Consider the following 23,860-nt stretch of genomic DNA (forward strand, 5'->3'; position numbering starts at 1 on the left):
GAGGTCTCGTCCGTGGCTTCCGGGCGGTGTCGACGGCCAGGACGAGGACGGCCGCCCGACGGCGGACCGCGATTCCGTCGTGCCGCGCGGCCGTACGCGGTCCACCGCCGCCGGAGGGCTCGTCAGGCGCGGGCCTCCAGGGTGAGGCGGGCCAGTTCGTCGAAGCCGATGCCGTCGAAGCCGGCGATGCCGGAGGAGAGGCGGTTCCTCAGCGGGGCGGTCCAGTGCGCGCCCAGCGCGTCCGGCCGGCCCGCGAGCAGCCCGGTGATCGAACCGGCGGTGGCCCCGTTGGAGTCCGTGTCCCAACCACCGGACACCGTACGGCAGATGGCACCCGCGAAGTCGCCGTCCGAGTGGGTGAGGGCGGCCGCGAGCAGGGCCGCGTTCGGCAGCACGTGCACCCAGTGGTGGTCGGGGCCGTAGCGGGCGTGCAGCGCGTCGACGACCCGCTCGAAACCGGCCGGCGTGCCGGACGGCTCGGCTCGCGCGGTGTCGACGCCGAAGCGGATCGCCCGCGCGTAGCCGGAGTCGGGCGGGACCTGGGCCAGGGCGGCGGCCAGTGCCTCGTGGACCGTGGTCGGGGCGGGGCCGGCCGCGTGCGCGACGGCCGCCGCGACGAACGCCTCGCCGTGGACGCCGTTCCCCGTGTGGGTCAGCTCCCCGTCGCGTCGGGCGAGTCCGGCGGCCCGCGCGGGGTCGCCGGGGTTCGTCCAGCCGAAGACGTCGGCCCTGATCTGGGCGCCGATCCACTCGCGGAACGGGTTGCGGTACGTGGCCGTACGCGGGGGTTCCAGGCCGGCCAGGAGGTTGCGGTAGGCGACGCGCTCCGCGGTGAAGGTGCGGCCCGCCGGCAGCAGCTCCAGCCACAGCCTCGCCACGTCGTCCGTGGTGAAGCCGCGGCCGTGGCGCCGGAGCAGGGTCAGGTTGAGCAGGGGATAGTCGAGGTCGTCGTCCTCCGGCATGCCGTCGATGTTCTCGGCCAGGGAGGTGGGGCCGGACCTGCGGTTCCAGGGGTACTCCGCCGCGATCTCCGGGGCGAGGCCCCGCCCGGTGAACCAGGTGCGCAGGGGCCAGTTCCCGGTGGAGCGGGCGATGGCGCGGATGCCGGCCAGCGGAATCTTCTCCACGGGCTTGCCCAGCAGGCAGCCGACCGCCCTGCCGAGCCAGGCCGCGTGCAGGCGGTCGAGCTCCCGGCGCGGGTCCGGTGACGTACGCGGGGGCGGCTTCGGGCGCGAGGCCGGTGAGGTGCGCGGGGGCGGGGACGCGGGGGCCGGGCGGGAGGGCGCGGGTTCCGGCACGGCGGCGGGCAGGGGAAGCCGGGCGAGTTCGTCCAGCAATTCCTCGGCGAGCGAGCGCAGTTGGGGCCGTGCGGGTTGCGTGGACGCCCCCGAGCGGTCGGGCGCCGGATGGCCGCCCGCCGCGGTCCAACGGCGTTCGATCCCGGACGTGTCACGGCCGTCCAGCGCGGACTGGCGCAGCTCGTGCCCGATCAGGTCCTCGGGCTGTACCCAGGTCAGACGCAGCATCAGGAACCCGCGACCATCGAGAAGGCGGCCTCGTGCGCCCGCCGCCGGTCCAGGTCGAGGGCGTGCACCTCGCGGGCGACCCGGGCCAGTGACGCCGCCGGTGCGCGCAGGTCCAGCCGGCTGGCCCGGGCGACCTCGTCGCTCCACTCCCGGGGCACCGCGTCCTCGCCGTGCAGGGCGCCGACGATCGCGCCGCTCATCGTGGCGATCGAGTCGCAGTCGCGGCCGTAGTTCACCGAACCGAGCACCGTGTGCCGGAAGTCGCCGCCGCCCACCAGCACCATGCCCAACGCGACCGGCAGTTCCTCGACCGAGTGCAGGCGGGAGGGGCGGCGGGCCCCCAGCGACGGTCTGCGGTAGTCCGGGCCGACCGTGTCGAAGGGGGCCACCGCCTCCCGCAGCGGGGCCAGGGCCTCCTCGAAGTCGTCGTACCGGGCCGCGACGTCGCACACCGCCTCGATCGCCGCCCGGGTGCCGTCCTTCGCCAGTGCGAGGACGTCCTCGACGACCGACGCCGGGGTCGCGCCCGGTCCGAACGCGGCGGCCACCGCCGCGGCCAGCACCCCCGCCGCCTCGCGGCCGTAGGACGACTGGTGGGCGCCCGCCACGTCCAGGGCCTCCCGGTACGCCCCCGGCGGGTCGCCCGCGTTGACCACGCCGACGGGGGCCATGTACATCGCCGCGCCGCAGTTCACGATGTTGCCGACCCCGGCCTCGCGCGGGTCGACGTGTCCGTAGTGGAGGCGTGCGACGATCCACTTCTCCGCGAGGAAGATCCGCTGGAGCGGCAGCGCCTCCGCCTCCAGCTCGGGGATCCAGCGGGTCTCGGTGATCAGGTCGGGTACCAGGTGGTCGGCGACCGCGTAGGCGTCGAGGTGGTCGCGGACCTTCTCGTAGACGCGGACCAGGGCATGGGTCATCAAGGTGTCGTCGGTGACATGGCCGTCGCCCTTGTGGTACGGCGCGATGGGGCGCGCGGTCCTCCACGCGTCCCCGTGGAACGGCCCCACGATGCCGCGCACCCGGCCGCCGTGCCGTTCGACGATGGCCTGCGGGGTCCAGCCCTCCACCGGGCCGCCGAGGGCGTCGCCCACGGCGGCTCCGACGAGGACGCCGGCGGTGCGGTCCTCCAGGGTCGTGACAGTGCGCTCGGTCTCGGTCCGGGTGGTCATGCCGGGTCCTTTCCTCGGTGGGGGAGGAGGCGGTGGGCACCGCTCCGGCGGCGCGGCCCGGGCGGGTCCGCGCTCCCGGCATCCTCCTGCCCGGTTCCGCGGCCGCGCACCGGCTCGGCGCCCACAGCCGCCGGCTGCGGCTGTCGGTCGTCGGCGGCCGGCCGTCGGGGATACGGTCGCCGCCGTCGGGCGGTCGGGCGCGGACGTCGACGCCGCTGTCACGGCTCCGCACGGAACAATCACTCGGGCGGGTGATCGGCCCCGGTGGGGAGCGCCGGTTGCTTCTACGCTTTCGGGCATGCCCTGGAACTGGATGCAGATCACACTCCACCCGTCCGCCCCGGACCGGGCCGGCTACGGCGAAGCGGCCATCGGAACGGGCGGGATGACGTACGGCGAGGCCCGGGAGCAGGTGCACGCCTCCCTGCTGACCCTGGCGGAGGAGCCGGGGCCCGCCGCGGTCACCTACGCCAGGGCGGCCGCCGCATGGCGTCGCGGCGTGCCCGACGACGTGCTGACGGCGGGGCTCCTGGTCTCCCGGGTGTACGAGTACGGGCGGCTGCCGGGCGAGACGGCGGAGCGGGCCGCGCACGCGCTCATGGAGGAGTTCAGCATGAACACGACCGGGGAGCCGCACCGGGTGGTTCTCTCGGCCGACTCTCCGGGCGGCCGGACGCGGCCCTGAACGGCGGCCGCCGGCCGGGTGCGGCGGCGGTGGAGGCCCGTGTCCGGGCCCGGCCCGTACCGGCCGTTCGGCCCGCGTCCGGACACGGGACCTGACCTATGCCCGTGTCCGGCCCGCCGCCGCACAGGGGTCACCCGTAGGAGAGGTTGGCGCAGGGGTTGTCGTCGGCGGACCGGGCGTCCTCCACCACCCGCGCCGGAACGTCGGCCGGCGGGGACGAGGCGGGCGTCTCCGGCGTGTCCGCGTAGGTGCTGCCGAGCAGGACGTTGACGCCCGGCGCCGACACCGGGGTGAGCTCGGCGCCGGGGATCGCCCGGGCCACCTTCGCGGCCTGCTCCTTCTGGCCGGGGCCGTACTCGACCACGGTCTTCACCTGGTTGCGCACGGTGGCCGTGGTGGCGTCGGTGACGGTGAAGCCGTGCTCCTTCAGCACCTTGGCCGCACGGGCGGCGAGGCCGTCCTTGACGGTGCCGTTGTACACCGCCACCGAGACACCCGTGCCGGACACGGGGGCGTCGGCGCTCGGAGACGGGGAGACCGCCCCGCCCTTGTTCCCTCCCGCGTCCTGTCCGTCGAGGGTGCGGTCGGCCCTCAGCGCCGCCCACAGCGCGTCGGCGTCGGGCTGCACGATCGCCACCCGCGCCCCCTGGTACTTCCAGGGCACGGTCACGAACTTGGTGTTGTGGAGGTCGATGTCCTTCATCGACATCGCGAAGGCGACGAGTTTGTCGGCGCTGCCGAGCCCGGGGTCGACGGTCATCGACTTGGTGGCCGCGTCCGCGAGCGGCAGCAGCTTGGCAGGGGTCAGCCCGTCGCTCTTGATCTGCTTCAACAAGCTTGCGACAAAGGCTTGTTGGCGTTTTATCCGGCCTATGTCGGAGCCGTCCCCGATGCCGTGCCGGATGCGTACGTAGTCGAGCGCGCTCTGGCCGGAGACCTTCTGCGGGCCCTTGGCGAAGATCCGCTTGCCGCGGGTGAGCCGGTTGGGGTTGAGATCGCGCTGGTAGACGTCCTGGGGGAGGCAGACCTGGACGCCGCCCACCGCCTCGGTCATCGTCGCGAAGCCCTTGAAGTCGACGACGACGGTGTGGTCGACGCGCAGCCCGGTGAGCTTCTCGACGGTGTTCTGGGTGCAGGCGGGGTTGCCCTCGGGCCGCTCGCCCACCGAATAGGCCGCGTTGAACATGACGTTGGTCTGCGGCTGCGACCAACTGCCGTCCGGCAGTTTGCAGGGCGGGATGTCCAGCAGGGTGTCGCGGGGGATCGACACGGCCACGGCGTGCTTCTGGTCCGCGTAGGTGTGGAGCAGGAACGCCGTGTCGGAGCGGCCGACGTCGTCCTTGTCCCCGCCGCCGAGCTCGCTGTTGCCGCCGACCCTTCCGTCCGAGCCGATCACCAGGACGTTCGACCCCTTGGTCGAGGCGGGCGGACGGTTGTCGGACAGCCCGTCCGCGCTGAAGGTGTTGATGTTGCCATTGAGCCGCAGATAGAGCCAGCCGGCCCCGGCCGTCCCCAGGACGAGCAGTGAGACGCCGACGGCGAGGACCGTCCGGCCCCGGCTCCGCTTGCGCCGTCGGCCACGTCGGTCCGCCGCGCGCGCACGGCCTCGGGATGCCTTGCGGCTGTCTGACATGCGTCCACCCCATCGGTTCCGGTCACAGGAAGGGGGCGACTGACCCCGCCTCAATGGTTGTACAGTTGCGCAATGTAGCAAGCGTGTCCGGTGGATGGCGCCTTGCATGGGCCATCGATAAGAGAGAGGGGTGGGCGGAGTGTTCCGTAACGCCTTGGAGCCCTGGCATCTGCTGATCCTGGTGCTTGTGATCATCGTGGTGTTCGGGTCGAAGAAGCTCCCCGACAGCGCGCGGGCGCTGGGCAAGTCGCTGCGCATCCTGAAGAGCGAGACCAGGGCCATGAAGGACGAGGGCGGCTCCTCGTCCGCCCCGGAGGGGGCCTCGGGCGCCCCGGCCTCGCCGTCCGCGTCCACGACGCCCGGCCCGGGCGAGGCCGAGCGGCCCGCGGTCCGCACCATCCGGTCGGCGCCGGGCGACGCCTCCTCGGCCCGTCCGGTGACGGAGAACGGCACCGAGCGGCGCTGACGTGCCGGGCGCCGGGCCGATGGCGCCCGCCCCTTGCCGTGCCCGCGGTGAGGCGTGCACCCGCCGGTGGGGCGTGCGGCCCGGGCCCGGGCGGGGCGGGCCGCACGACCCCGGGGGCACTTTAAAGGTTGCGTAATTTCTGAACTATGGTGAGGCGAACACGCACCCGGCGGAGCCCCGCGGTTCCGGTGGGCACCTCATCGGCGCGCCTCGAAGGAGAGCAGAAGTGTTGGGCGTCAGTCTTGCCAAGGGTCAGAACGTCGTCCTGAACCAGGACGGCACGCCGCTCGCCGATGTCACCGTCGGCCTGGGCTGGGACGCGCAGCCGGCCGACGGCGCGGACTTCGATCTCGACGCGTCCGCGATCATCTGCGGGCCGGACCAGAAGGTCGTCTCCGACCGGCATTTCGTCTTCTACAACAACCTCGCCAGCCCGGACGGGGCCGTGCGGCACACCGGTGACAACGTGACCGGCGAGGGCGAGGGCGACGACGAGCAGATCCTGATCGACCTCGACCGGCTCGACGAGAGCACCGGACAGATCGTCTTCACCGTCTCCATCCACGACGCGCAGAACCGCGGCCAGAACTTCGGGCAGGTCGAGGACGCCTACATCCGCGTGGTCGACAACCTCACCGGCCGTGAGATGTGCCGTTACGAACTCTCCTACGACGCCGCCGGCGAGACGGCGATGGTCTTCGGGGCCCTCTACCGCAGGGGCGGCGAGTGGAAGTTCCGGGCGATCGGACAGGGGTACGCGTCGGGCCTGGCCGGCATCGCCGTCGACTACGGGGTGGACATCGCCTGAGCCCCTTCCGGGTCCCTGACCGGAAGAGACGGGCCGGAGCAGGGACGCGGGCCGGGGCCGGACCGGGGCGGGGAGCCCGGGGACGGGAAGGCCGGGACGGAGGGGCAGGCGCGGAACGCGGTCCGGAAACGGTCGGCCCGGCAGCCCCCCCGCCGGGCCGGGCCGGTCGGTCAGGCGCGCTTGTCGGGGAGGCCGGGGCCGCTGAAGTCCGGTCGGCCGAAGTCGGGCCGGCCGAAGCCGGGGCCGGCGAAATCGGGACCGGTGAAGTCGGGGCTGCTGAAATCGGGGCCGCCCGTGCCCGAGTCGGCTGTAACCGGGCCGCCTGAATCCGGGCCGTCCCCGCCCGTGCCCGGGCCGTCGAAGTCGGGGCTGCTGAAATCGGGGCTGCTGAAGTCCGGACTGCTGAAGTCGGGCCTGCCGGTGCTGGGGCCGCCCGCGCCCGGCCCGTCGAAGTCGGGGCTGCTGAAATGGGGGCCGGCGAAGTCCGGCCTGCTGAAGTCGGGGCTCCCGAAATCCGGACTGCTGTAGCGGGAACGACGGGCGGCGCCCGCCCCGTGGCCGGTCCCGGACGTGGATGCCGGCCCGGGCTTCGCGGGCTCATCCTGGAGCCGGGCGACGAGGAATGGCCGGATACCGCTGTCGCCCAGCACCGCCAGCCATGCCTCCCTGGCCCGGTCGAGCTCGGCGGAGGACTCCGCGTGACCCTGCGGACCGCCCGCCGGGGACTCCTTGTGCTCCGCGGCCGTCCGGTAGAGGGCGACGACCCCGATGACGGCGGCGAACGCCGCGATGCCGAGGCTGATCCAGCCCGCGCCGATCAGGGTGTCCGCCAGGGCGGACCCGCTGTCGGTGAGCCGTAGCACATACCCCAGGAGCAGGAACGTGGCCGCGGCGACGGCCGCCAGGACCGGGGTGAGGACCGCCAGCACCGGCACCAGACCCGCGCCGTCGCGTTCCTGATGGCCCGGCCCGGACAGGGGCGCCGTGCGGCCGGCCCGCTCGTCGCCGTCGCGCAGCCGCTGCCGCAGCTCCGTGTACGACCGGTACTCGGCCTCGGCGGACGCGACGACACGAGGAGCGGCCGCCAGCCCCTTGAGGCGCAACTGCCCCGCGCCGACGCGCGACCGGGCCAGCAGCCGCTGTATCTCCGCCGACGCGATGACCGCGTCGAGAACGGTCGCGTAGTCCGCTCTGTCCTCGTCCCGCAGTTGGAACGACCGGTCCATCCCCGCCCCCCGTTGTGTGTGATCCGACGCCCCGGCCCGGCGCCGGGGCGATACGCGTGGTCTACAGATGGGCGGCGACGACCGGCAGCAGGTCCTGGAAGGTGCGTCCCTCGGCGGCGGCGCCGATGGCGGCCATCTGCCAACCGGCTCCCGAACGCGTCACCTTGGCCATGATCTGCGCGGTGTGCCGTCCGCCGCCGGACAGCGTGTAGCGCGCCAGTTCCTGCCCCGTGGTCTCGTCGACCAGGCGGCAGAAGGCGTTGTCGACCTCCTCGAAGGTCTGGCCGGTGAACGAGTTGACGGTGAACACGATCTGGTCGACGTGCGCCGGAACGCGCTGCAGATCGACGAGGATCGACTCGTCGTCGCCGCCCTCGCCCGCGCCTCCGACCAGATTGTCCCCGGTGTGCCGCACCGACCCGTCGTCGCTGGTCAGATGCTGGAAGAAGACCACGTCCTGGGGCTGTGCCCCGGCGAACAGGATCGCCGAGGCGTCCAGATCGATCTCGCGCGCGGTCAGCCGGGCGAGGAACCCCTTCCGGGGCGCGGCCTTCCAGCCCAGTCCCATGCGTACGACGGTGAGTTCACCGCCGCCGGACTTGGCGAGGCTGATGCGCTGGCCCTTGGACAGATCGACGGTCATGGATCCGTTCTCCTCTCGGCGCGCCGGTCAGGAGCCGGGCGGGTTCAGCTGGAATCTACAGCACTGTAGATTCAGCGAGGGGAGGCTGTCCGAAACGCATGGGTCGCTCGATGGGCGGGGTGAGCTGGTGCGATGCCCTGTCGCGCGGGTGCGGGGGAGTGGGTGTGCGCATGTGTGTGCGAGAGGGGGCGCCCATGCCGGGGGTGAGTGGGGCGGGTTCCGCCTTCGTGAGGTGCGGGGGTGCGGGGGTGCGGGAGGGGTGACCGCGGGAGGGCGGTCGAGGCCGCTGCGGGCCGGTGCGGGGCGCTGCGGGAGAAGGGGCGGGTGAGCCCCCGGCTCGCGTGCGTGAGGGGCGAAACCGTTGGCGCGTACGGGAGTTGGCGCATTCCAGCGGCCGATGCGACGGGGCTTGGGAGCGCTTCCGGGCGTGAACCTAACAGGCGTTGCGGCACCTTGTCTAGACCAGACGATGTCACCGTGCGTGCGTCATTCGGCATGCTCGGTCATCGACGAGTGACCTGAGTCACAAGATCCTTGACAGCCGTCGGGCGGTGCCGAAAGCTCGTTCATCATTGGTCTGGACCACGAGGAATGGGCGGGGTTCATGCTTGAGCCGTCACATGCTTCCGTCGCGGGCACACTGCTCTCGCACGGTGAACTCCGGTTCAGAGCAAGGGAGCCGCGGTCCAGACGCATGACGAGAACGGCCCTCCCGCTGGGGGTGGCGGACCGTGCCGCGACCGGCTCGTCCCGGCCCGTGGGGGCGGGATCGGCAGTCGACGGCCGGGCGCTCTGATGACGGCCCGCCAGTTTCCGGACGTACGCCTGGCGTTGTGTGAGCTGTGGCAGGCGTTCGGTGGGATGGCGCTGCTGTCCCGCTACGGGGCCGACGCGCCGTGGCCGCATACGCCCTGGGCCCGGGAGGCGGGCGGGGCGCTGACACCGCGTCTGAGGGCGGTCGTCGAACTGGCCGCGCCGCGACGGCGTATCCCCTCGTTTCTGAGCGGGGGCGTCGCCTCGCGCGGCGCGGGCGTCGCCGCCGAGCTGGACGCCATGAAGCGCACGCCCCCCGGCCGCGTCCGCGACGAACTCGCCCGGGAGTACCCCGCGGCGTTCAGCGACCCGCTGATCGCGGCCCTGATCCGAGAACCCGAGACGCAACTCGGCTATCTCGCCGTGGAGTTAGCCAACTTCTGGCAGGTCGCGATGGAGCCCCGCGGTACCGGGCTGACGCGCACCCTGGAGGAGGAGATCCTCTTCCGGTCGCGCACGCTGGCGATGAGCGGCGGCGCCGCGCTGCTGCACGATCTGGGACTTCCGTCCGAGCGCACGGACGGTGCGGATCATCTGACCGTGGTACCCGTGCTGTTGGCGGACGGCGCCCACTGGTGGTCGGAGGTCGACGGCCGGACCGCGGTCTCGTACGCCGCGCGCGGCGCGGGCATCCTGCGCGCCGAATCGAGACGGGGCGGCGCCGCGGTCGAGCCGCAGCGCGCGGACCGGCTGGCGATCCTGCTGGGCCGGGGGCGCGCCTCGGTCGTCCGTGAACTGGCCGTGCCCATCACCACATCCGCCCTGGCCGATCAGCTGGGACTCGCCGCGAGCACGGTCTCCCAGCACCTCTCGGCCCTGGTGTCCGCCGGGGTGGTGCGCCGCCACCGGGCCGGCACCCGGGTCCTCTACGAACTCAACCGCGAGGGTGTGGCGCTCACCGAGTGCCTCATGAACCAGTGATCCCTCGCGGGGCGCGCGGCGCGGCGCGGAGGCGTGCCGACGACGTGTGACCCGGTTCTCGGCCCGGGGGCGCCGTCGGCGGCTCCCCGAGCCGCGTCCGGGCGGGCTCTGCGCGAGTGGGCCCGCGTGGCGTCCGTGTGGACTCCATGGGAGTCCCGTGCGGACCGGCGCTTGGCAGGCTCATGCCATGACCAGGGCGTTTCGTCGGGCGGCGTCGACCGGACGGAGCGGCGGCCCCGCCGCCAACCGGCGTACAACCAAGGCGATTCGGCGTACGCCGAAAGGGTTGTTCCGCCTCTCGCGGTCGACAAAAGTCGAGGTGGGAAACGCTCGACCGGAGGACCGCAACGCCGTGTGCAAGACAGCTGGAACCGCCAACTTCCTGAGACCGGAGCCGTCACCGGTGGACCTGGCCCCGCGCTGACCCGACGACGCCCGGTACCCGACGCCTGACACCGGGCTGTCCGGCCAGGATCGCCGCGGCGCCGTCCGCGACGGGCCCGAGAACGGGACTGTCCCGTCCCGCCCGCCGCCCACGGTGCGATGCCCCGCCGTCCCGGCCCCCGCACTCTTCCCGCGTCTCCCGCACTCTTCACCACTCCCCACCCCTTCTCAGGAACCGGACCGACACGACCGGCGACGCCCGGCCCGTGGACCGGACCGGGTCGTCCGGCCCGGCCGCACCGGCCGCTCCGTTTCGGCCGCGCCGCGCCGCGGCGCCCGCACCGGAACCGCCGCGGAAGCGGTCGGTCCCTCAGCCACCGAGAACCTCGACCCTGGAGTGATCGCATGCCGACCCCTGCTCCGTACCTGCATCGCGCCGCATCGGACCGTCCGTACTTCAGCTCCGACGGCGAGTCGTATCTGGCGCAGACGCCCCTGAGGGACATACGGAAGAAGCACGACCTCCGGGTGCTGTCCGAGGAGGACTTCGCCGCCTGGCAGACCTACGGCTACGTCGTGGTGAAGCAGGCGATCCCCGCCGACGCGGCGAAGCGCCTGCTCGACTTCACCTGGGACTTCCAGGGGCTCGACCCGGCCCGGCCCGACACCTGGTACGAGGACCGCCCGTTCCGCACCGACCTGGACCGGGAGCTCCACGTCTACGGCTTCGTCGAGGCGTACCACCACCAGCTCCTCTGGGACAGCCGCCAGGCGCGGCGCGTCTACGACGCGTTCGTCGACGTGTGGGACTGCGAGGAACTGTGGGTGACGCTGGACCGGCTCAACCTCAACCCGCCCAACATCAAGAACCGTGACCGCGCGCTCATCGCCCCCACGGACAAGGGCTTCGACATCGACCTCCACTGGGACGTCGACACCTCGCTCGGCGTGCTCCCGCAGCGGGTGCAGGGCATCATCGCGCTCAACGACACGCGGCCGGAACTCGGCGGATTCCAGTGCTCGCCCGAGCTGTTCCGGCGGTTCGAGGAGTGGAAGGTCGGGCAGCCCGCGGACCGGGACCCGATCAGGCCGGACGTCGACCGGGCCGAATTCCCGGTCGTCCGCCCGGAGCTGGAGGCCGGCGACCTGCTGATCTGGAACGGCCTGCTGGCGCACGGCGTGGCCCGCAACACCTCCGAGAACGGGGTGCGGGCCGTCCAGTACCTCTCCATGATGCCCGCCCTGGAATCGCACGAGGAGCTGCGCCGCTCCCGGATCGACTCATGGCGCCACCTCGGCACGCCGGACTGGAACAAGACCCTGGTCGGCGACCTGGTCAGGCACGAGTCGCTCAGGTACGGAACCGCCGAGCTGAACGGCCTCGGCGAGCGGCTGCTGGGGCTCGCGTCCTGGAACGAGCGGGAAGCCGTCCGGTCGACCGGGGAGCCGGTGTGCGCAGAATCTGCCTGACCCTCCCCACGAACAGGGCCTGCCCGGCGACGATCTCGGCCGTCGGCGAGGAAGCCGACTACGCCGCCGCCCACTTCGGCGTCGAAGTGCACCTGCTGATCCTCGACTCCTCCGACGACGAGGTGTTCGCCGGGCACGCCCGGGTCGTCGAGGAGTCCCGACGCGCACCCGGCGTGACGGTGCATCACCTGTCCGAGGTGCGCCAGCGGGACTTCCTGGAGCGGGTGATCCGGCGCTCCGGCGTCATCAAGCCCGACCTCGTCCTCGACCTGATGCTGCCGTCCGGCATCTCCTACGGCGCCTGCACCAACCGGGCGTTCCTCATCGCCGCCGCGCTCGGCTGCCGGTCCGTGCACCGCAGGGACTCCGACAGCGACTACCAGCTCCTGGACGGCCGGCCGGTCTACCCCGTCCACCACGAACTCGCCTCGCTCGGAAAGACCGCGGCCGACGCCGAGGGCGGTGTGTCGGAGACGGTGCTGGACCCGGAGGACGCCGGCAAGCCGGTGGCGATGGTGGGCGGTTCCTTCGTCGGCGAACTGTCCGTGGACATCGGGGAGATCGCCCGGCTCGACCGCGACGTCTACCACGACGTCGTCAGCCTGTGGGCCCCCCTCGACTGGCCGGAGGAGCGCAAGCGGGATTTGGTCGAGGAGTCGTTCAAGGGGGCGGGCGCCGACCCGTTCGTCCGCGACCACTCGACGCTCACCCATGTCGACCCCATGCGCGTCGACATGTGCAACATCGCCTTCCTGGACGAGGTGTACGAGCGCGTGCCGCTGCCGCCCGCCACCGACACCATCGGCAGCGACTACTTCCTGATGCACCTGGTCCACGACGGCACGCTGCCCGGCGTGCTGCACAACCGCAACATCGTGAACTTCTACACCCCCGAGCGCAGGACCGACGCCGGGTTCATGGCCTACCAGCTGCGGTTCACGAAGTTCTTCCTGTCGATGCTCTACCTCAACTTCGTCTACGACCGGATGGCCGAGGCCGGCGCCTCGCTGCTCGACGAACGCCACCGGGTCCGGCCCGCCGCGGTCGTCGACCTGGTCAGGCGGAGCACCCGCCTGGACCGGGAGGAGAACGTACGGCGACTGGCCGTCATCGACCGCTCGTACCGCCGACTCGGCGGCCGGTACGAGGAGTTCGCCGCGTCCCTGGCCGCGCGCGGCGAACGGCTGCTGGAAGAGGCCCAGGAGGACATGGAGGACTTCGCCGTGCTGACCGAGGCGTGGGAGCCGCTGATCCGGGCGAGCAGGACCACCGGCCTCCTCCCCGGCCCGTCCCGGCCGGCCCACCCGGACCCGTCGGCGTCATGCGCCTGAACGCACGCATGCGCGCCGCGCTGGCCGCCGCCACCGAGGATCGGATCATCTTCGACCTCGCGGGAATCGAAGCGCAGTACGAAGCGCTCCTGCGGGAACTCCCGGGCGTCCACGTCCGGTTCGCCATGAAGGCATGCCCCGTGGACGCGGTGCTCGCCCGGCTGGCCGGCCGGGGCTCCGGCTTCGACGCGGCGAGCCCCCGCGAGATCGAACAGGCCCTGCGCACCGGGGCCCCCGCCGACCGGATCCACTACGGCAACACCATCAAGTCCGACCGCGACATCGCCGCCGCCTACCGTCTGGGCGTCCGGGACTTCGCGACCGACAGCCTGGAGGACGTGGCGGCGACGGCGGCCCATGCCGCTGGGTCGCGGGTGTTCTGCCGGCTGGCCACCGCCGGGGACGGGGCCCTGTGGGGCCTCAGCCGGAAGTTCGGCTGCTCCGGGGCCGACGCGGTGCGCGTCCTGGAGGCGGCCCGGACGGCCGGGCTGACCCCCTCCGGGCTGTCCGTGCACGTCGGCTCGCAGCAGATGACGTCCGAGGCGTGGCAGGACGCCTTCGAGCGCCTCGCGGACGTCATCGTGGTCCTGAACCGCCGGGGCATCCCGCTGGACCGCGTCAACCTCGGCGGCGGACTGCCCGCCCTCGGCTATCTCGACAGCCGGGGAAGGCCGTTGGTGCCTCCGGTGGACAAGGTCTTCGCCGTGATCCGCGACGGGATGCAGCACCTCGGGGCGGTGTCCGGCTCGCCGCTGGAGTTCCTCGTCGAGCCGGGACGCCATCTGGTCGCGGACCACGGGGCGATCCGGGCGCGGGTGGCCCGGCTCTCGGCCAGGGAGCAGATCGACGGCGTACGCGAGCACTGGCTCTATCTGAGCTGCGGGAAGTTCAACGGCCTCTACGAGATGGACCAGTTGCAGTACCCGCTGCTGTTTCCCACGCACGACGGCGGGGACGACGTCCCGGCCGTCGTCGCGGGACCCACCTGCGACAGCGACGACGCCTACGCCCACGCGCACAACCGCGTCCTCGTGCCCCGGGCCGTCGCGTCGGGCGACCCGGTCTGGATCCTCTCCTGCGGCGCCTACGCCACCGGATACATGACCCAGGGGTTCAACGGCTTCGCCCCGCTTCCCGCCGCCTGGACGGACGACGCATAGGCGGGCCCGCGGCGCCCGGCCGACTCACGGGCCCACGGTCTCCATGGCCCCCTGGCGCAGACGGACACACGGACACACGGACACACGGATTCACGGAGAAGAGACGGACGGCGAAGAGACCGATGGATCACCACGTGCGCATACGGCACATCTCCGAGCGCGACTGGGACGGCATCACCGCACTGGAAGCCGGCGTGTACGGCCCCCACGGGCTGTCCGAGGGGCGGGACGTGCTGAGGTCCAGGGCCCAGGCCTCGCCCGGCACCTGCTTCGTACTGGACTACGGGCGGCGGACGGCCGGCTATCTGCTGGCCCTGCCGTACCCGGAGTTCGAGTTCCCGGACCTGGACCGGCCGGAGGACGTCGTCTTCCATTCGCGCAACCTGCACCTGCACGACATCGTCGTCGCCGAGGAGTTCCGCGGCAGAGGACTGGCGCGCGCCCTGCTGCGCCGGTTCATGACGACCGCCGGTTCGAAGGGATACCGAGGGATCTCCCTGATCGCGGTCACCGGCAGCGACACGTTCTGGTCGGCGCAGGGATACCGCGCCCACCACGAGCTCCTGCCCCCGCCGGGCTATGGACCGGGCGCGGTGTACATGTCCAGGCCGGTGCCGGGCGACCGCACCGTGAGCACGAGAACCGCCGATGAGCCACCGCTCGGGGCATCTCCGGAAGACGAAGTGGGCTGATCTCACATGTTTGGCGTTCGTGACCCATTCCACCGGGCGCAACTCGCGATCGCGGCGTTGTTCTGCTTTCTCGGGTTCCAGTACGCGACCTGGGCGTCGCGGCTCCCGGCCATCAAGACACGGCTCGACCTCTCCGAGGCCGAACTGGGCCTGCTGCTGATGGCCTGCGGCGCGGGCGCGGCGGTGTCGTTCCCCCTGGTGACAGCGCTGATGAGACGGCTGGGATCCCGGCGTCTCGCGTTCCTGTCGGCGGTCTGCCTGAGCCTGCTGCTGCTCGCACTGGCCGCGGCGCCGAACTACCCGGTAGCGCTCGCGGTCATCGCCTGCGACGGCGTCGCCGTCGGCTGCCTGAACGTCGCCATGAACGCGCAGGGCGCGGCGCTGGAGGCCGCGTACCAGCGGACCGCCATGTCCCGACTGCACGCGACGTTCAGCGCCGGTTCCCTGTTCGCGGCGCTGCTCGCCTCCGGGGTGAACACGGTGACGACGGAGGTCGCGGCGCACTTCGGGGTGGCCGCCGTGCTCCTGCTGCTGCTGGTGGGACTCACCCGCTCCGGGCTGCTGACGCACGACTCGGAGACGGCGACGGGCGACTCGGGGACCGCGACGGAAGACCCGAGCGACGACGGGAAGCGGGAACCGGGGAAGAAGAGCCGCCGCGGGCTGACCATGCCGTCCCGGGTGACGCTGTGGATGGGCTGCGCGATGGTGTTCGGCACGGTCACCGAGGGCGCCATGAACGACTGGTCCGCGCTCTATCTGAAGGATGTCGTCGACGCCTCGGCGCAGTTGGCCCCCATGGGCATCGCCGTCGTCTCGGTCATGATGGTGCTGGCCCGCCTCTTCGCCGACGGCTGGCGCAGCCGCTGGGGCGACGGTCCCATCGTCAAGACCGGCAGCGCGGTGGCCGGGGTGGGACTGGCGCTGGCCCTGCTGGCGGGCGGGGTGGTGCCGACGCTGATCGGGTTCGCCTGCGTCGGCCTGGGCGTGGCGGCCGTCACCCCGTGTGTGTACGTGGCGGCGGCGGGCCAGGGCACCCAGGCGCTGTCCCTCGTCGCGGCCATGGGGACGACGGGGCTGCTGGCCGGACCGGCGGTGATCGGCTTCATCGCGAACGCCGGCAGCCTGGTGTGGGGGATGGGCGCGGTCGCCGTCTCGGCGCTGCTGGTGTCGCTGTGCGCGACCCGGATCAGCTGGCCGAGGACCGCCGAGCCCGAGGCCGAGCCGGAACCCGAGCCCAGCGCGACCTGACCCGGCGGGAACCGTGCCGGGCCGGTGGGCGGGGCGACCGGAGGCGACGCGCCGCGGTCGCCCCGCCCACCGGCCGTTCCCGGCACTGGCGTGCCGGAGGCGACACGGGCACGGGGGCTCCGGCGCCGGGGCGGCCTCAACCGGCGGGCGGCCGGGACCGGACGCCCCCGGTCGCCTCGGGACCGGCACGGTCGAGCACACTCAGATAGTGGCTGAGGCGGCCGGCCGCGTCGAGCATGGCGAGGCCCCGCGCGGTGAGCTTCCGCTGCCACTCGTCCACCACGGCGGACAGGGCGTCGGCGCCCCCGGCCGTCCGGATCCGGCGGACCACGTCGGCGATGTGCTCCAGCGGATGCCCCCCGCGCCGGAGCAGATGGGCCAGTTCGGCGTCGCGGACGTCGGCCGCGCGGAAGACGCGGTAGCCGGTGCGCGGATCGCGCGCGGGGCAGAGGATGCCGGCGGCCTCCCAGTTGCGCAGGGTCGCCGGGGTGATTTCGAGCCGGCGGGCGAGTTCACCGATGGTCCGGGCGGCGTGAGTGGCGTGAGCGGCGGGACCGGCAGCGGGGTCGGCAGCGGGGTCGGCGGGGCCGATGGGCCGGCCGGGCGCGTCCCCGGTCTCCGGCGTCCGACGCGTCACCGCGCCCCGCACCGCGTCGAGGGTCTCCCGGTCGCGGAGCGACTGGCTGTGGCCTTGATCGATGACCGCCAGGGCGGCGTCGGGCGCGCCGCGGTGGACCGCGCGCATGATCCGGCCGCCGGCCGCGTGGCCGTGGCCCGCGACCAGCGCGAGATACGCCCGGAGCGCCGCCGCGTGCACCTCGGTGAAGATCCGGTAACCGCTCGGTGTGCGCTCCGCGGGCGGGAGGAAGCCGTCCCGCTCGTAGTTGCGGACCGCCTGGGCCGAGATGCCGTGCTCACGCGCGAGGTCGGACGGTCGCATGCCTCTCACCGGTTGGAGACTTCTCCGGGCGGTCGAGCGGCGGTTCGGCGGACCTGCGCCAGAAGTCTCAACCGGGCTTTCAAGGATACGCTGGAGGCTCATGACCCAGGACATACGAGACTTCGTGACCCCGTCGTGCGAACTGCTGGCGCTCGGCGAACCGACCCACCGCGAACCGGCCTTCGGGCGGATCCGCAACGAACTGTTCGTCCAGCTGGCCGACCTCGGCTTCCGGTCGATCGCGCTGGAGACCGACCGGGTGGCCGCGCTCCTCGTGAACGACTTCGTCCAGGACGGCGCCGACGACCTCGACCAGGTGATGGACGAGGGCTTCTCCCACGGCTTCGGCCGGTTCGACGCCAACCGGGAACTGGTCGTCCGGATGCGCGCACACAACCGGAACCGGCCGCCGGAGGAACGCCTGGCCTTCCACGGCTTCGACATCCAGACCGAGAACGACAGCGCCCCCAGCCCCCGCCGCTACCTCGAACACGCCCGCGACTACCTGGGAATCGCCCTCGACCTCACGGACCTCGCCGGTGACGACGAAGGGTGGAGCCGCCCGGAGGCGGTCATGGACCCGGCCATGTCGGTCGGCGCCACGGCCGGCGCCGCGCGTCTGCGGACGATCGCGGACGACCTGCTCCTCGCGCTCCACACCCGCGCGCCCGAGCTGATCGCGGCGACCTCGCGCGCCCGCTGGCTCGACGCCAGGACGCACCTCACCGCGGGCATCGGCCTGCTGCGCTACCACCGGCAGTCGGCGGAACCCGCAGAGCCGGGCACGCGCCGCACCCGCCAACTCGCCACACGGGACGCGCTGATGGCGCAGAACCTCCTCGACATCCGGGAGACCGAGAGCCCGAGGGGGCCGACGCTGGTCTTCGCCCACAACCTCCACCTCCAGCGGGACCGCAGCACCCTGCGGCTGGGAGGGGAGAGGCTCGACTGGTCCGGTGCCGGTTCCATCGTGGGGTCCCTGCTGGGCGAACGCTACGGCTTCGTCGCCGGTAGCCTGGGACGCAGCGAGATCCTCGGACTGGCGGAGCCGGAACCGGACACCCATGAGGGCCTCCTGCAACGCCGTGCCGCACCCTGGGGCCTCACCGCGGCCACCGAGGCCGGCCCCGCCCGCACCCGCACCGACACCACCCCCGAGCAGGGCTACTACCCGCTCGACCGCTCCACCCTCGACGGCGCCGACGCGATCCTGCACATCGCCACCGGCACGACCCCCTAGGGGGCTGACGAATACCTGCGGCGTCGCGGGGCCGAACGACGAGAGGGCGTCCGGGCGTTGGCCGGCGAGCGGGGGTGCTCGGTGATTGCCGACTCCGAGCCGGTTTGCTATCCAGCCTGACGCGGGCTCGCATCGGGCGGGGAGGCAGGGGCGCCCGCCCCGCATCCCCGCCCTCGCACGCGAGCCCCTCTCACGCCGAGCAGATGGGGACCGCCCATGAGCATCACCGCCACACCCGATCCGACCCCGACCGCCGCGAAGGCGCGGTGGGGCGCACGCGTGCGCTGGAGCGTCGTCCTGCTGACCTCGCTGGGGATCGTCGGGTACGTCGTGGCCGGCTACGCCGAAGCCCGCCTGCCGATCAGGCCGGGAGGCCAGGGCCTGTCCGCGTCCTATGCGCAGCGGCCGATCGCGATCCAGGTCGCCTTCTACACCCACATCGTGACGGCCTCGCTGGCCCTGCTGGCCGGGCCGTTCCAGTTCTCCACCGCGCTGCGAAGGAGAATCCCGGCCGTCCACCGCTGGAGCGGCCGGGTCTACGTCCTCGGCGTGGCCGTCGGATCGGTGGCCGGCCTCGTCATGTCCTTCGCGAGCTCGATCGCCTTCGACGGCTTCTTCGGGTTCGGCGCGCTCGCCGTGATATGGGCCTGGGTCACCTGGCGCGGCTACCGTGCCATCCGCGAGCGCGACCTGCCGAACCACCGCGCCTGGATGATCCGCAGCTTCGCCCTCACCTACGCCGCGGTCACGCTCCGCGCGTGGCTCGGCGTCCTCATCCTCGTCCAGGTGCTCACCGCCGACGGGGCCGTCGACGGCACGCGCGTCTTCGACAACGCCTACGCTCCCCTGCCCTTCCTGAGCTGGCTGCCCAACCTGGTCGTCGCCGAGCTGATGATCCGCCGGCGCGGACTGCCCGCCTGCCGCCTCACCCCGGCCGCCGCCCCGGACCCGGCGGCCGGGCTGCGACAGGAGGGCAGCGGTCCGCGGTGAGTCCGGCGACCGACCGGGCCGGGCGGGAACCCGTCTCTCAGCCGGAGGGCGTCCGCCCCGCCGGGTGAGCGTCCGAGGCCCGGGCCGTCAGGGTGCGGCGGCAGAGCTTGCCGGTGGGACCGAGCGGCATCACCGGCACCCGCAGCAGACGTTCGGGCAGCTTGCGCTTCTCCAGACCCCGCCCGAGCAGAAAGGAGTTGAGCTCGGCCAGGGCGGGCGCCGCCGCCCCCGGCACCGGGCGCACGCAGGCACAGAGCCGTTCGCCCAGGTCCGGGTCGGGGACCGGGACACAGGCCACCTCCGCGACGGCCGGGTGATGGGCGAGTTCGCGCTCGACCTCGGCGGTGCTGATGTTGAGACCGCCCCGGATCACCACGCTCCTGATGCGGCCCTGGACGTACAGAAGGCCGTCGGGGCCGATCCGGCCGAGGTCGCCCGTGCGCACCCACCCGTCGGGGGTGCGGTAGCGGGCGTCGAGTTCGGGCGCGGCCAGGTAACAGAGCGGGGTCATGGGCCCCCTGGCCTGGATCTCACCCACGGCGCCCGGCGGCGCCGGGCGGTCGTCGGGACCGGTGATCCGGATGCCGGCGACCGCCGGGTCCGGCCTGCCCACACACCCCTCGACGCCGCCGGGCGTCCAGACCGTATGGCAGTTGACGCCGTCCGAGGAGCCGTACACGGTCAGCACCGGCCGCCCGAAGCGCTCCGCGCAGACCCGCGCGGTGCTGTCCGGCAGCGCGGCGCCGCTGGACACCAGGGCCCTCAGCCACGGGAACTCCCCTTGCCCAGCAGGGTGGTTCTCGGCGATCCGGCGCAGCATCGTCGGCACCCCGAAGACATGAGTGGGGCGGTGAACGGCGAGCGCCCGCAACGCCTCCGGCACCGAGAACGACGGCGGGACGACGAGCGTGCCGCCGAGCCCCACGAGCGTGACCACGCCGCAGGACCCGAAGGAGGAACCGAGCGGGACGAGGACCAGATGGCGGCGTCCGGCCGCGTCCGGGTCGAGCGCCCTGAGATAGGCGGCCCGGCCGCCGGCCATCGCCTGGTGCGAGTAGACCACCATCTTGGGCGCGGTCTCGGTGCCGGAGGAGACCATGACCCGGGCGGGCGCGGCCGGATCCACCGGGACGGGCCGCCAGGGGCGACGGGCCCGCGCGTCCAGCCGGCGGGTGCCCGGCATCCCCCTGGACGTACCGAACACCACGTCGAGAAAGGGGAGTTCCGCGCACACGGCGAGATCTGCGGGATCGCCGAGGACGGCGGCCCGCGCCCGCGAACGCCCCAGCAGGGCCAGGGTGTCCCGGCTGCCCCCGCCCGGCGGATAGGGCAGGGCGACCGCACCGATGGCGTAGACGGCGAGCTCGGCGGCGACCGCGTCCCGGCCGCCGGGCAGCCGCAGCGCCACCACGTCCCCGACGCCGAGGCCCGCCTCGGTGAACAGGGCCGCGATACGGCGTACTTCGGCGTCCAGACCCGCGTAGTCCAGGCCGCCGCCGGCCGCTTCGCCGCTCTCCACAAGCGCCTGCCGTCCCGGGTGGCGGCGCACCCGCTCATGGAACAGGGCGTAGAGGTCGCGGTCCGGGCACAGCCCCTGCCCGGTCCAGGCCCGGCGCTGGGCGAGGGGCACGCGGTCGGGAACGGCCACCCCCGCCCGCGAGATCCACACACCGTCCCCGCGGGCGTCGGGCCCGCCCGGGAATCCGGTCCGCGCCGCACGGTCCGGGCCCGGGGCGGTCACCGGCCCACGGGGGAGCACGGCGGTCACGGGGGCGGCCTTCCCCGCCGGGCCCGTCACGCGAACGTCCAGGGGGCGCGCACCGTCGCGCACCCGCCCGGCGGGGCCGGGGCGACGGCGTGCCGGAAGGCGGGGTCGGCGGGGAGGGCGGCCAGGTCGGTGCGGACCTCGGTGGCGTCGAGCCCGGCCGAACGCAGCCGGTCCCGCCACTCCCGGCCGGTGCGGCGGCCGAAGCGGGCGGCGACCGCCTCCGGGCCGGCGTGGGGCACCCCGGCGATCCGGGCCAGCGCGGACACGTCGGCGCGGGCCCGCTCACCCAGATACAGCCGGCCGTCGGCCGTGCGCAACGGCAGTTCGAGCGGCGACCACCCCGGGCGGCGGACGGCGGGACGCGGCACCAGGGCGGCGGCGGAGAGCAGCGAGGTCTCGGCCCGGACACCGCACCCGGTACGGGCCCGCCGCAGCAGCCCGGCCACGACCGCCTGGGCGCAGACGAGCCCGCCGAGGACGTCGGTGAGCGTCATGAGCGAGGGCGCGGGCGGCTCGCCGGCCGGACGCAGGGCCGCGGCCAGCCCACCGCGGACCTGGGCGAGATAGTCGGTGCCGATCGGGGCGCGCCCGGCCGGATAGGCGTCCCCGAAACCGGAGGCGCTCGCGTGCACCAGGTCCGGCCGCACCCGCCACAGCCCCTCGGCGTCGAGGCCGAGGCGCGCGTCGCGTCCGGGCGCCCAGTTGTGCACGAACGCGTCGGCGCCCGCGACGAGTTCGCGCACCGCGGCACGGCCGGCGGGGGTGCGCGGATCGGCCTCGACGACCGGCTTGCCCGCGTTGAGCGCCGCGTAACGGGCGGAACAGCCGCCCGCCAGCGGCGCCAGCCCCCGCATCGGGTCGCCGCCCGGGGGCTCCACCCGTACGACCTCCGCGCCCAGCAGCCGCAGGACGTGCCCGGCGAGCGGCCCCTGGACCCGCCGGGTGCACTCGACGACCCGCAGACCCGCGAGCGGCAGCGCGCCCGGGAACAGGGGACCGCCGCCCGGATCGGGAACGCGCGGACCACCCGGGCCGGGAACGTGCCCCCCGCCCGGCCCCGGGGTGAGCCGCACCGGTTCCGGCAGCCCGGCCGGCGCCGGATCGTCGGACAGCTCGACCAGGCTGACCCCGCCGGCCGCCGCGGCCGTGCGCAGGGCGGCGAGCGGAGTCGCACGGGCGGCGTCCCGCAACGCGTCCGGCAGCGGGCAGACGGCGGTCGCGAACCGCTGCTGGAACGGCGCCCAGCCGCGCCCCGCCACCCGCGCGGCGACCCCGAGCCGCGCCCAGAAGACCCGCCACGCCTCGGGGTCGAGGGTCTCCACCTCGAAGGCCGCGCCCTCCGCCGACACCAGCGTCGCACCGCCGGCGACCGCGCCGGACGGTCGCGGGCGGGCGGACTCGTCCGGCGGCGCGGTGGCCTCGGCGAGGTACTGGCAGACCGCGAGCAGCGCGCCCTGCGCGGCGGAGGTCCGCACCTCGCGCAGCTCCAGCCCCCGGTGCCGGGCCAGCAGCACGGCGGTCGCGCCCTGCGCGGCCAGCACCCCGGCCGCGGTGGCCGCGTACTCCACGGCGAGCGGAAGCGGTCCGCCGCCCGCCCTGCCGTGGACGTGCATGATCCCGCAGGCGGCCTGGACGGCGCCCTCCCCGTCGAGGGCTTCGGCCACGGGCCCGGCCCAGTCGGTCGTGCGGCGCACCGCGGACCGCCCGGTGTCCCCGGCGGTGCGGCGCAGCAGCCGCGCCGCCACCTCCTCGGCGACGACGGGCGGGGCGGCGGGAACGGAGGCGGGCACGGGGAGGCTGACGGCGGTGCTCATCGGGTGGCGCCCCCGGGCTTCCGGCCCTGGACCGAGTACAGGACGCTGGAGGCCGCGCGGAAGCCCGGATCGGTCATGAGCGCGCGCACCCGGTCGAGTTGACGTGCCGTCAGTCCCTGGGCCAGGAGCCGCTCGCGCAGATGGCCGGTGTGGTGCAGCTGGAGCTGGAGGCTGGCCGAACCGGCGTGCCGCACCTCGATGTGCGGATGCACGTCGACCGCCACCAGCCCGGCGTCCCGCAGCGCCCCGGGGACCCGCCGCCCCCAGTGCGGGTCGCCGCCGGCGGCGCGCAGAGCTGCCGACTTGGCGGCGAGGAACGCCGTGTAGACCCGCTCGGCCTCCGAATCGGGGGCCAGCAGCGGGGGTTCGTACGAGGTGTCGAACTCGTCGATCTGGAGCACCCCGCCGGGTCGCAGCGCGCGGACCAGCCGGGCGAGCACCTCGTGCCGTTCCGGCAGGTGCTGGAGGACCAGACGGGCCACCACGAGGTCGTAGCGGTTCTCGGGGAGCGGGTCCCGCACGATGTCGTGGGCGCGCACCTCCAGATGCGGGGCGGGGGCGATGTGGCGGGGGTCGAGATCGGTGGCGAGCACCGAGCCGCCGGGGCCGACGCGCCCGGCGAGCCAGCGGGCGACGCTGCCGCCGCCGGCGCCGACCTCCAGGCAGTGCCAGCCCGGGCCGACACCCGTGGAGGCGAGCCGGGGCAGGGTCACGGGATCGTAGGCGGCGGCGAGGCAGCGGTGCTGTTCGGTGCTGTGCGGGGTGGCGTTGTCGAAGGCGTACCCGGGGGCGGACCCGGCGCGGTCCGGGGCGGTCCGGGCGTCCCCGGGGGCCGGTGGGACGTGTTCCCGTTCGGTCGGGGCGGGTCCCGGAGCGGGGCGGGCGGCCGTCGGCTGCGGCACGGTGATTCCTCCGATGGGTCGAGGG

Annotated in this window: 20 protein-coding genes; 11 read left to right on the forward strand and 9 right to left on the reverse strand. The window is 73.8% G+C overall.

Going from position 1 to position 23,860, the window contains the following annotated elements:
• Positions 1–122: 122 nt before the first annotated feature.
• Together WA762_RS06100 and WA762_RS06105 are read right to left on the reverse strand one after the other, a co-directional pair.
• Positions 123–1,526 (reverse strand): ADP-ribosylglycohydrolase family protein, encoded by a 1,404-nt coding sequence (locus WA762_RS06100; RefSeq protein WP_335933573.1) that lies wholly within the window; start codon positions 1,524–1,526, stop codon positions 123–125.
• Positions 1,526–2,698, reverse strand: a complete 1,173-nt coding sequence (locus tag WA762_RS06105; RefSeq protein WP_335933574.1) for an ADP-ribosylglycohydrolase family protein — start codon at positions 2,696–2,698, stop codon at positions 1,526–1,528. Before WA762_RS06105 ends, WA762_RS06100 begins: the two co-directional genes overlap by 1 nt.
• Positions 2,699–2,996: 298 nt before the next feature.
• Here WA762_RS06105 and WA762_RS06110 point away from each other — a divergent pair, with 298 nt between their 5' ends.
• Positions 2,997–3,383, forward strand: a complete 387-nt coding sequence (locus WA762_RS06110) for a hypothetical protein (RefSeq protein WP_335933575.1) — start codon at positions 2,997–2,999, stop codon at positions 3,381–3,383.
• A gap of 130 nt (positions 3,384–3,513) precedes the next feature.
• Here the strand turns inward: WA762_RS06110 and WA762_RS06115 are convergent, their stop codons facing one another.
• Positions 3,514–5,016, reverse strand: a complete 1,503-nt coding sequence (locus WA762_RS06115; protein ID WP_335933576.1) for an LCP family protein — start codon at positions 5,014–5,016, stop codon at positions 3,514–3,516.
• A gap of 139 nt (positions 5,017–5,155) precedes the next feature.
• Between WA762_RS06115 and tatA the strand changes: the two genes are divergently transcribed.
• Positions 5,156–5,482, forward strand: coding sequence for a Sec-independent protein translocase subunit TatA (gene tatA, locus WA762_RS06120; protein ID WP_335933578.1), 327 nt, complete (start codon positions 5,156–5,158; stop codon positions 5,480–5,482).
• Positions 5,483–5,711: 229 nt separating this feature from the next.
• Positions 5,712–6,290, forward strand: coding sequence for a TerD family protein (locus tag WA762_RS06125; protein WP_335933579.1), 579 nt, complete (start codon positions 5,712–5,714; stop codon positions 6,288–6,290).
• 170 nt (positions 6,291–6,460) lie between these two features.
• Here the strand turns inward: WA762_RS06125 and WA762_RS06130 are convergent, their stop codons facing one another.
• Entirely contained in the window at positions 6,461–7,516 is a 1,056-nt protein-coding gene (locus WA762_RS06130) for a hypothetical protein (protein ID WP_335933580.1), read from the reverse strand.
• 61 nt (positions 7,517–7,577) lie between these two features.
• Complete coding sequence (locus WA762_RS06135; protein ID WP_335933581.1) at positions 7,578–8,159, reverse strand: TerD family protein; 582 nt, start codon at positions 8,157–8,159, stop codon at positions 7,578–7,580.
• Positions 8,160–8,954: 795 nt separating this feature from the next.
• Here WA762_RS06135 and WA762_RS06140 point away from each other — a divergent pair.
• From WA762_RS06140 to WA762_RS06165, 6 genes are all read left to right on the forward strand, one after another.
• Complete coding sequence (locus WA762_RS06140) at positions 8,955–9,893, forward strand: ArsR/SmtB family transcription factor (protein ID WP_335933582.1); 939 nt, start codon at positions 8,955–8,957, stop codon at positions 9,891–9,893.
• Positions 9,894–10,682: 789 nt separating this feature from the next.
• Entirely contained in the window at positions 10,683–11,747 is a 1,065-nt protein-coding gene (locus tag WA762_RS06145; RefSeq protein WP_335933583.1) for a phytanoyl-CoA dioxygenase family protein, read from the forward strand.
• Positions 11,729–13,078, forward strand: a complete 1,350-nt coding sequence (locus WA762_RS06150) for a DUF6271 family protein (RefSeq protein WP_335933584.1) — start codon at positions 11,729–11,731, stop codon at positions 13,076–13,078. The genes WA762_RS06145 and WA762_RS06150 overlap by 19 nt, the downstream gene beginning before the upstream one ends.
• Entirely contained in the window at positions 13,069–14,238 is a 1,170-nt protein-coding gene (locus WA762_RS06155) for a type III PLP-dependent enzyme (protein WP_335933585.1), read from the forward strand. Before WA762_RS06150 ends, WA762_RS06155 begins: the two co-directional genes overlap by 10 nt.
• A gap of 134 nt (positions 14,239–14,372) precedes the next feature.
• The gene (locus WA762_RS06160) at positions 14,373–14,930 is read left to right on the forward strand and encodes a GNAT family N-acetyltransferase (protein ID WP_335933586.1); all 558 of its coding nucleotides are present in this window, start codon (positions 14,373–14,375) and stop codon (positions 14,928–14,930) included.
• Positions 14,931–14,936: 6 nt separating this feature from the next.
• The gene (locus tag WA762_RS06165) at positions 14,937–16,181 is read left to right on the forward strand and encodes an MFS transporter (protein WP_335933588.1); all 1,245 of its coding nucleotides are present in this window, start codon (positions 14,937–14,939) and stop codon (positions 16,179–16,181) included.
• 136 nt (positions 16,182–16,317) lie between these two features.
• Here the strand turns inward: WA762_RS06165 and WA762_RS06170 are convergent, their stop codons facing one another.
• Complete coding sequence (locus WA762_RS06170; protein ID WP_335933590.1) at positions 16,318–17,121, reverse strand: TioE family transcriptional regulator; 804 nt, start codon at positions 17,119–17,121, stop codon at positions 16,318–16,320.
• Positions 17,122–17,221: 100 nt separating this feature from the next.
• On the opposite strand from WA762_RS06170, the gene WA762_RS06175 reads away from it, so the two are divergent.
• Positions 17,222–18,361: an erythromycin esterase family protein gene (locus WA762_RS06175; RefSeq protein ID WP_335933592.1), complete on the forward strand. Its 1,140-nt coding sequence runs from the start codon at positions 17,222–17,224 to the stop codon at positions 18,359–18,361.
• A 216-nt stretch (positions 18,362–18,577) separates the two neighbouring features.
• Complete coding sequence (locus WA762_RS06180) at positions 18,578–19,351, forward strand: DUF2306 domain-containing protein (RefSeq protein ID WP_335933593.1); 774 nt, start codon at positions 18,578–18,580, stop codon at positions 19,349–19,351.
• Between the two features lie 37 nt (positions 19,352–19,388).
• On the opposite strand, the gene WA762_RS06185 is transcribed toward WA762_RS06180, so the two are convergent.
• The 3 genes from WA762_RS06185 to WA762_RS06195 are packed head-to-tail and all read right to left on the reverse strand — an operon-like array spanning position 19,389 to position 23,835.
• Positions 19,389–21,119 (reverse strand): class I adenylate-forming enzyme family protein, encoded by a 1,731-nt coding sequence (locus tag WA762_RS06185; RefSeq protein WP_335933594.1) that lies wholly within the window; start codon positions 21,117–21,119, stop codon positions 19,389–19,391.
• Between the two features lie 26 nt (positions 21,120–21,145).
• Positions 21,146–22,933, reverse strand: coding sequence for a CoA transferase (locus tag WA762_RS06190; protein WP_335933595.1), 1,788 nt, complete (start codon positions 22,931–22,933; stop codon positions 21,146–21,148).
• Positions 22,930–23,835: a class I SAM-dependent methyltransferase gene (locus WA762_RS06195; protein WP_335933596.1), complete on the reverse strand. Its 906-nt coding sequence runs from the start codon at positions 23,833–23,835 to the stop codon at positions 22,930–22,932. Before WA762_RS06195 ends, WA762_RS06190 begins: the two co-directional genes overlap by 4 nt.
• Positions 23,836–23,860: the final 25 nt, after the last annotated feature.

The organism is Streptomyces tyrfis (assembly GCF_037034285.1).
Classification (GTDB): domain Bacteria; phylum Actinomycetota; class Actinomycetes; order Streptomycetales; family Streptomycetaceae; genus Streptomyces.

Bases quoted from the DNA above. Each gene is read 5' to 3' on its own strand.
- WA762_RS06100 (WP_335933573.1), bottom strand. From the start codon at position 1,526: ATGCTGCGTCTGACCTGGGTACAGCCCGAGGACCTGATCGGGCACGAG.
- WA762_RS06105 (WP_335933574.1), bottom strand. From the start codon at position 2,698: ATGACCACCCGGACCGAGACCGAGCGCACTGTCACGACCCTGGAGGAC.
- WA762_RS06110 (WP_335933575.1), top strand. From the start codon at position 2,997: ATGCCCTGGAACTGGATGCAGATCACACTCCACCCGTCCGCCCCGGAC.
- WA762_RS06115 (WP_335933576.1), bottom strand. From the start codon at position 5,016: ATGTCAGACAGCCGCAAGGCATCCCGAGGCCGTGCGCGCGCGGCGGAC.
- WA762_RS06130 (WP_335933580.1), bottom strand. From the start codon at position 7,516: ATGGACCGGTCGTTCCAACTGCGGGACGAGGACAGAGCGGACTACGCG.
- WA762_RS06135 (WP_335933581.1), bottom strand. From the start codon at position 8,159: ATGACCGTCGATCTGTCCAAGGGCCAGCGCATCAGCCTCGCCAAGTCC.
- WA762_RS06140 (WP_335933582.1), top strand. From the start codon at position 8,955: ATGACGGCCCGCCAGTTTCCGGACGTACGCCTGGCGTTGTGTGAGCTG.
- WA762_RS06145 (WP_335933583.1), top strand. From the start codon at position 10,683: ATGCCGACCCCTGCTCCGTACCTGCATCGCGCCGCATCGGACCGTCCG.
- WA762_RS06155 (WP_335933585.1), top strand. From the start codon at position 13,069: ATGCGCCTGAACGCACGCATGCGCGCCGCGCTGGCCGCCGCCACCGAG.
- WA762_RS06165 (WP_335933588.1), top strand. From the start codon at position 14,937: ATGTTTGGCGTTCGTGACCCATTCCACCGGGCGCAACTCGCGATCGCG.
- WA762_RS06170 (WP_335933590.1), bottom strand. From the start codon at position 17,121: ATGCGACCGTCCGACCTCGCGCGTGAGCACGGCATCTCGGCCCAGGCG.
- WA762_RS06175 (WP_335933592.1), top strand. From the start codon at position 17,222: ATGACCCAGGACATACGAGACTTCGTGACCCCGTCGTGCGAACTGCTG.
- WA762_RS06180 (WP_335933593.1), top strand. From the start codon at position 18,578: ATGAGCATCACCGCCACACCCGATCCGACCCCGACCGCCGCGAAGGCG.
- WA762_RS06190 (WP_335933595.1), bottom strand. From the start codon at position 22,933: ATGAGCACCGCCGTCAGCCTCCCCGTGCCCGCCTCCGTTCCCGCCGCC.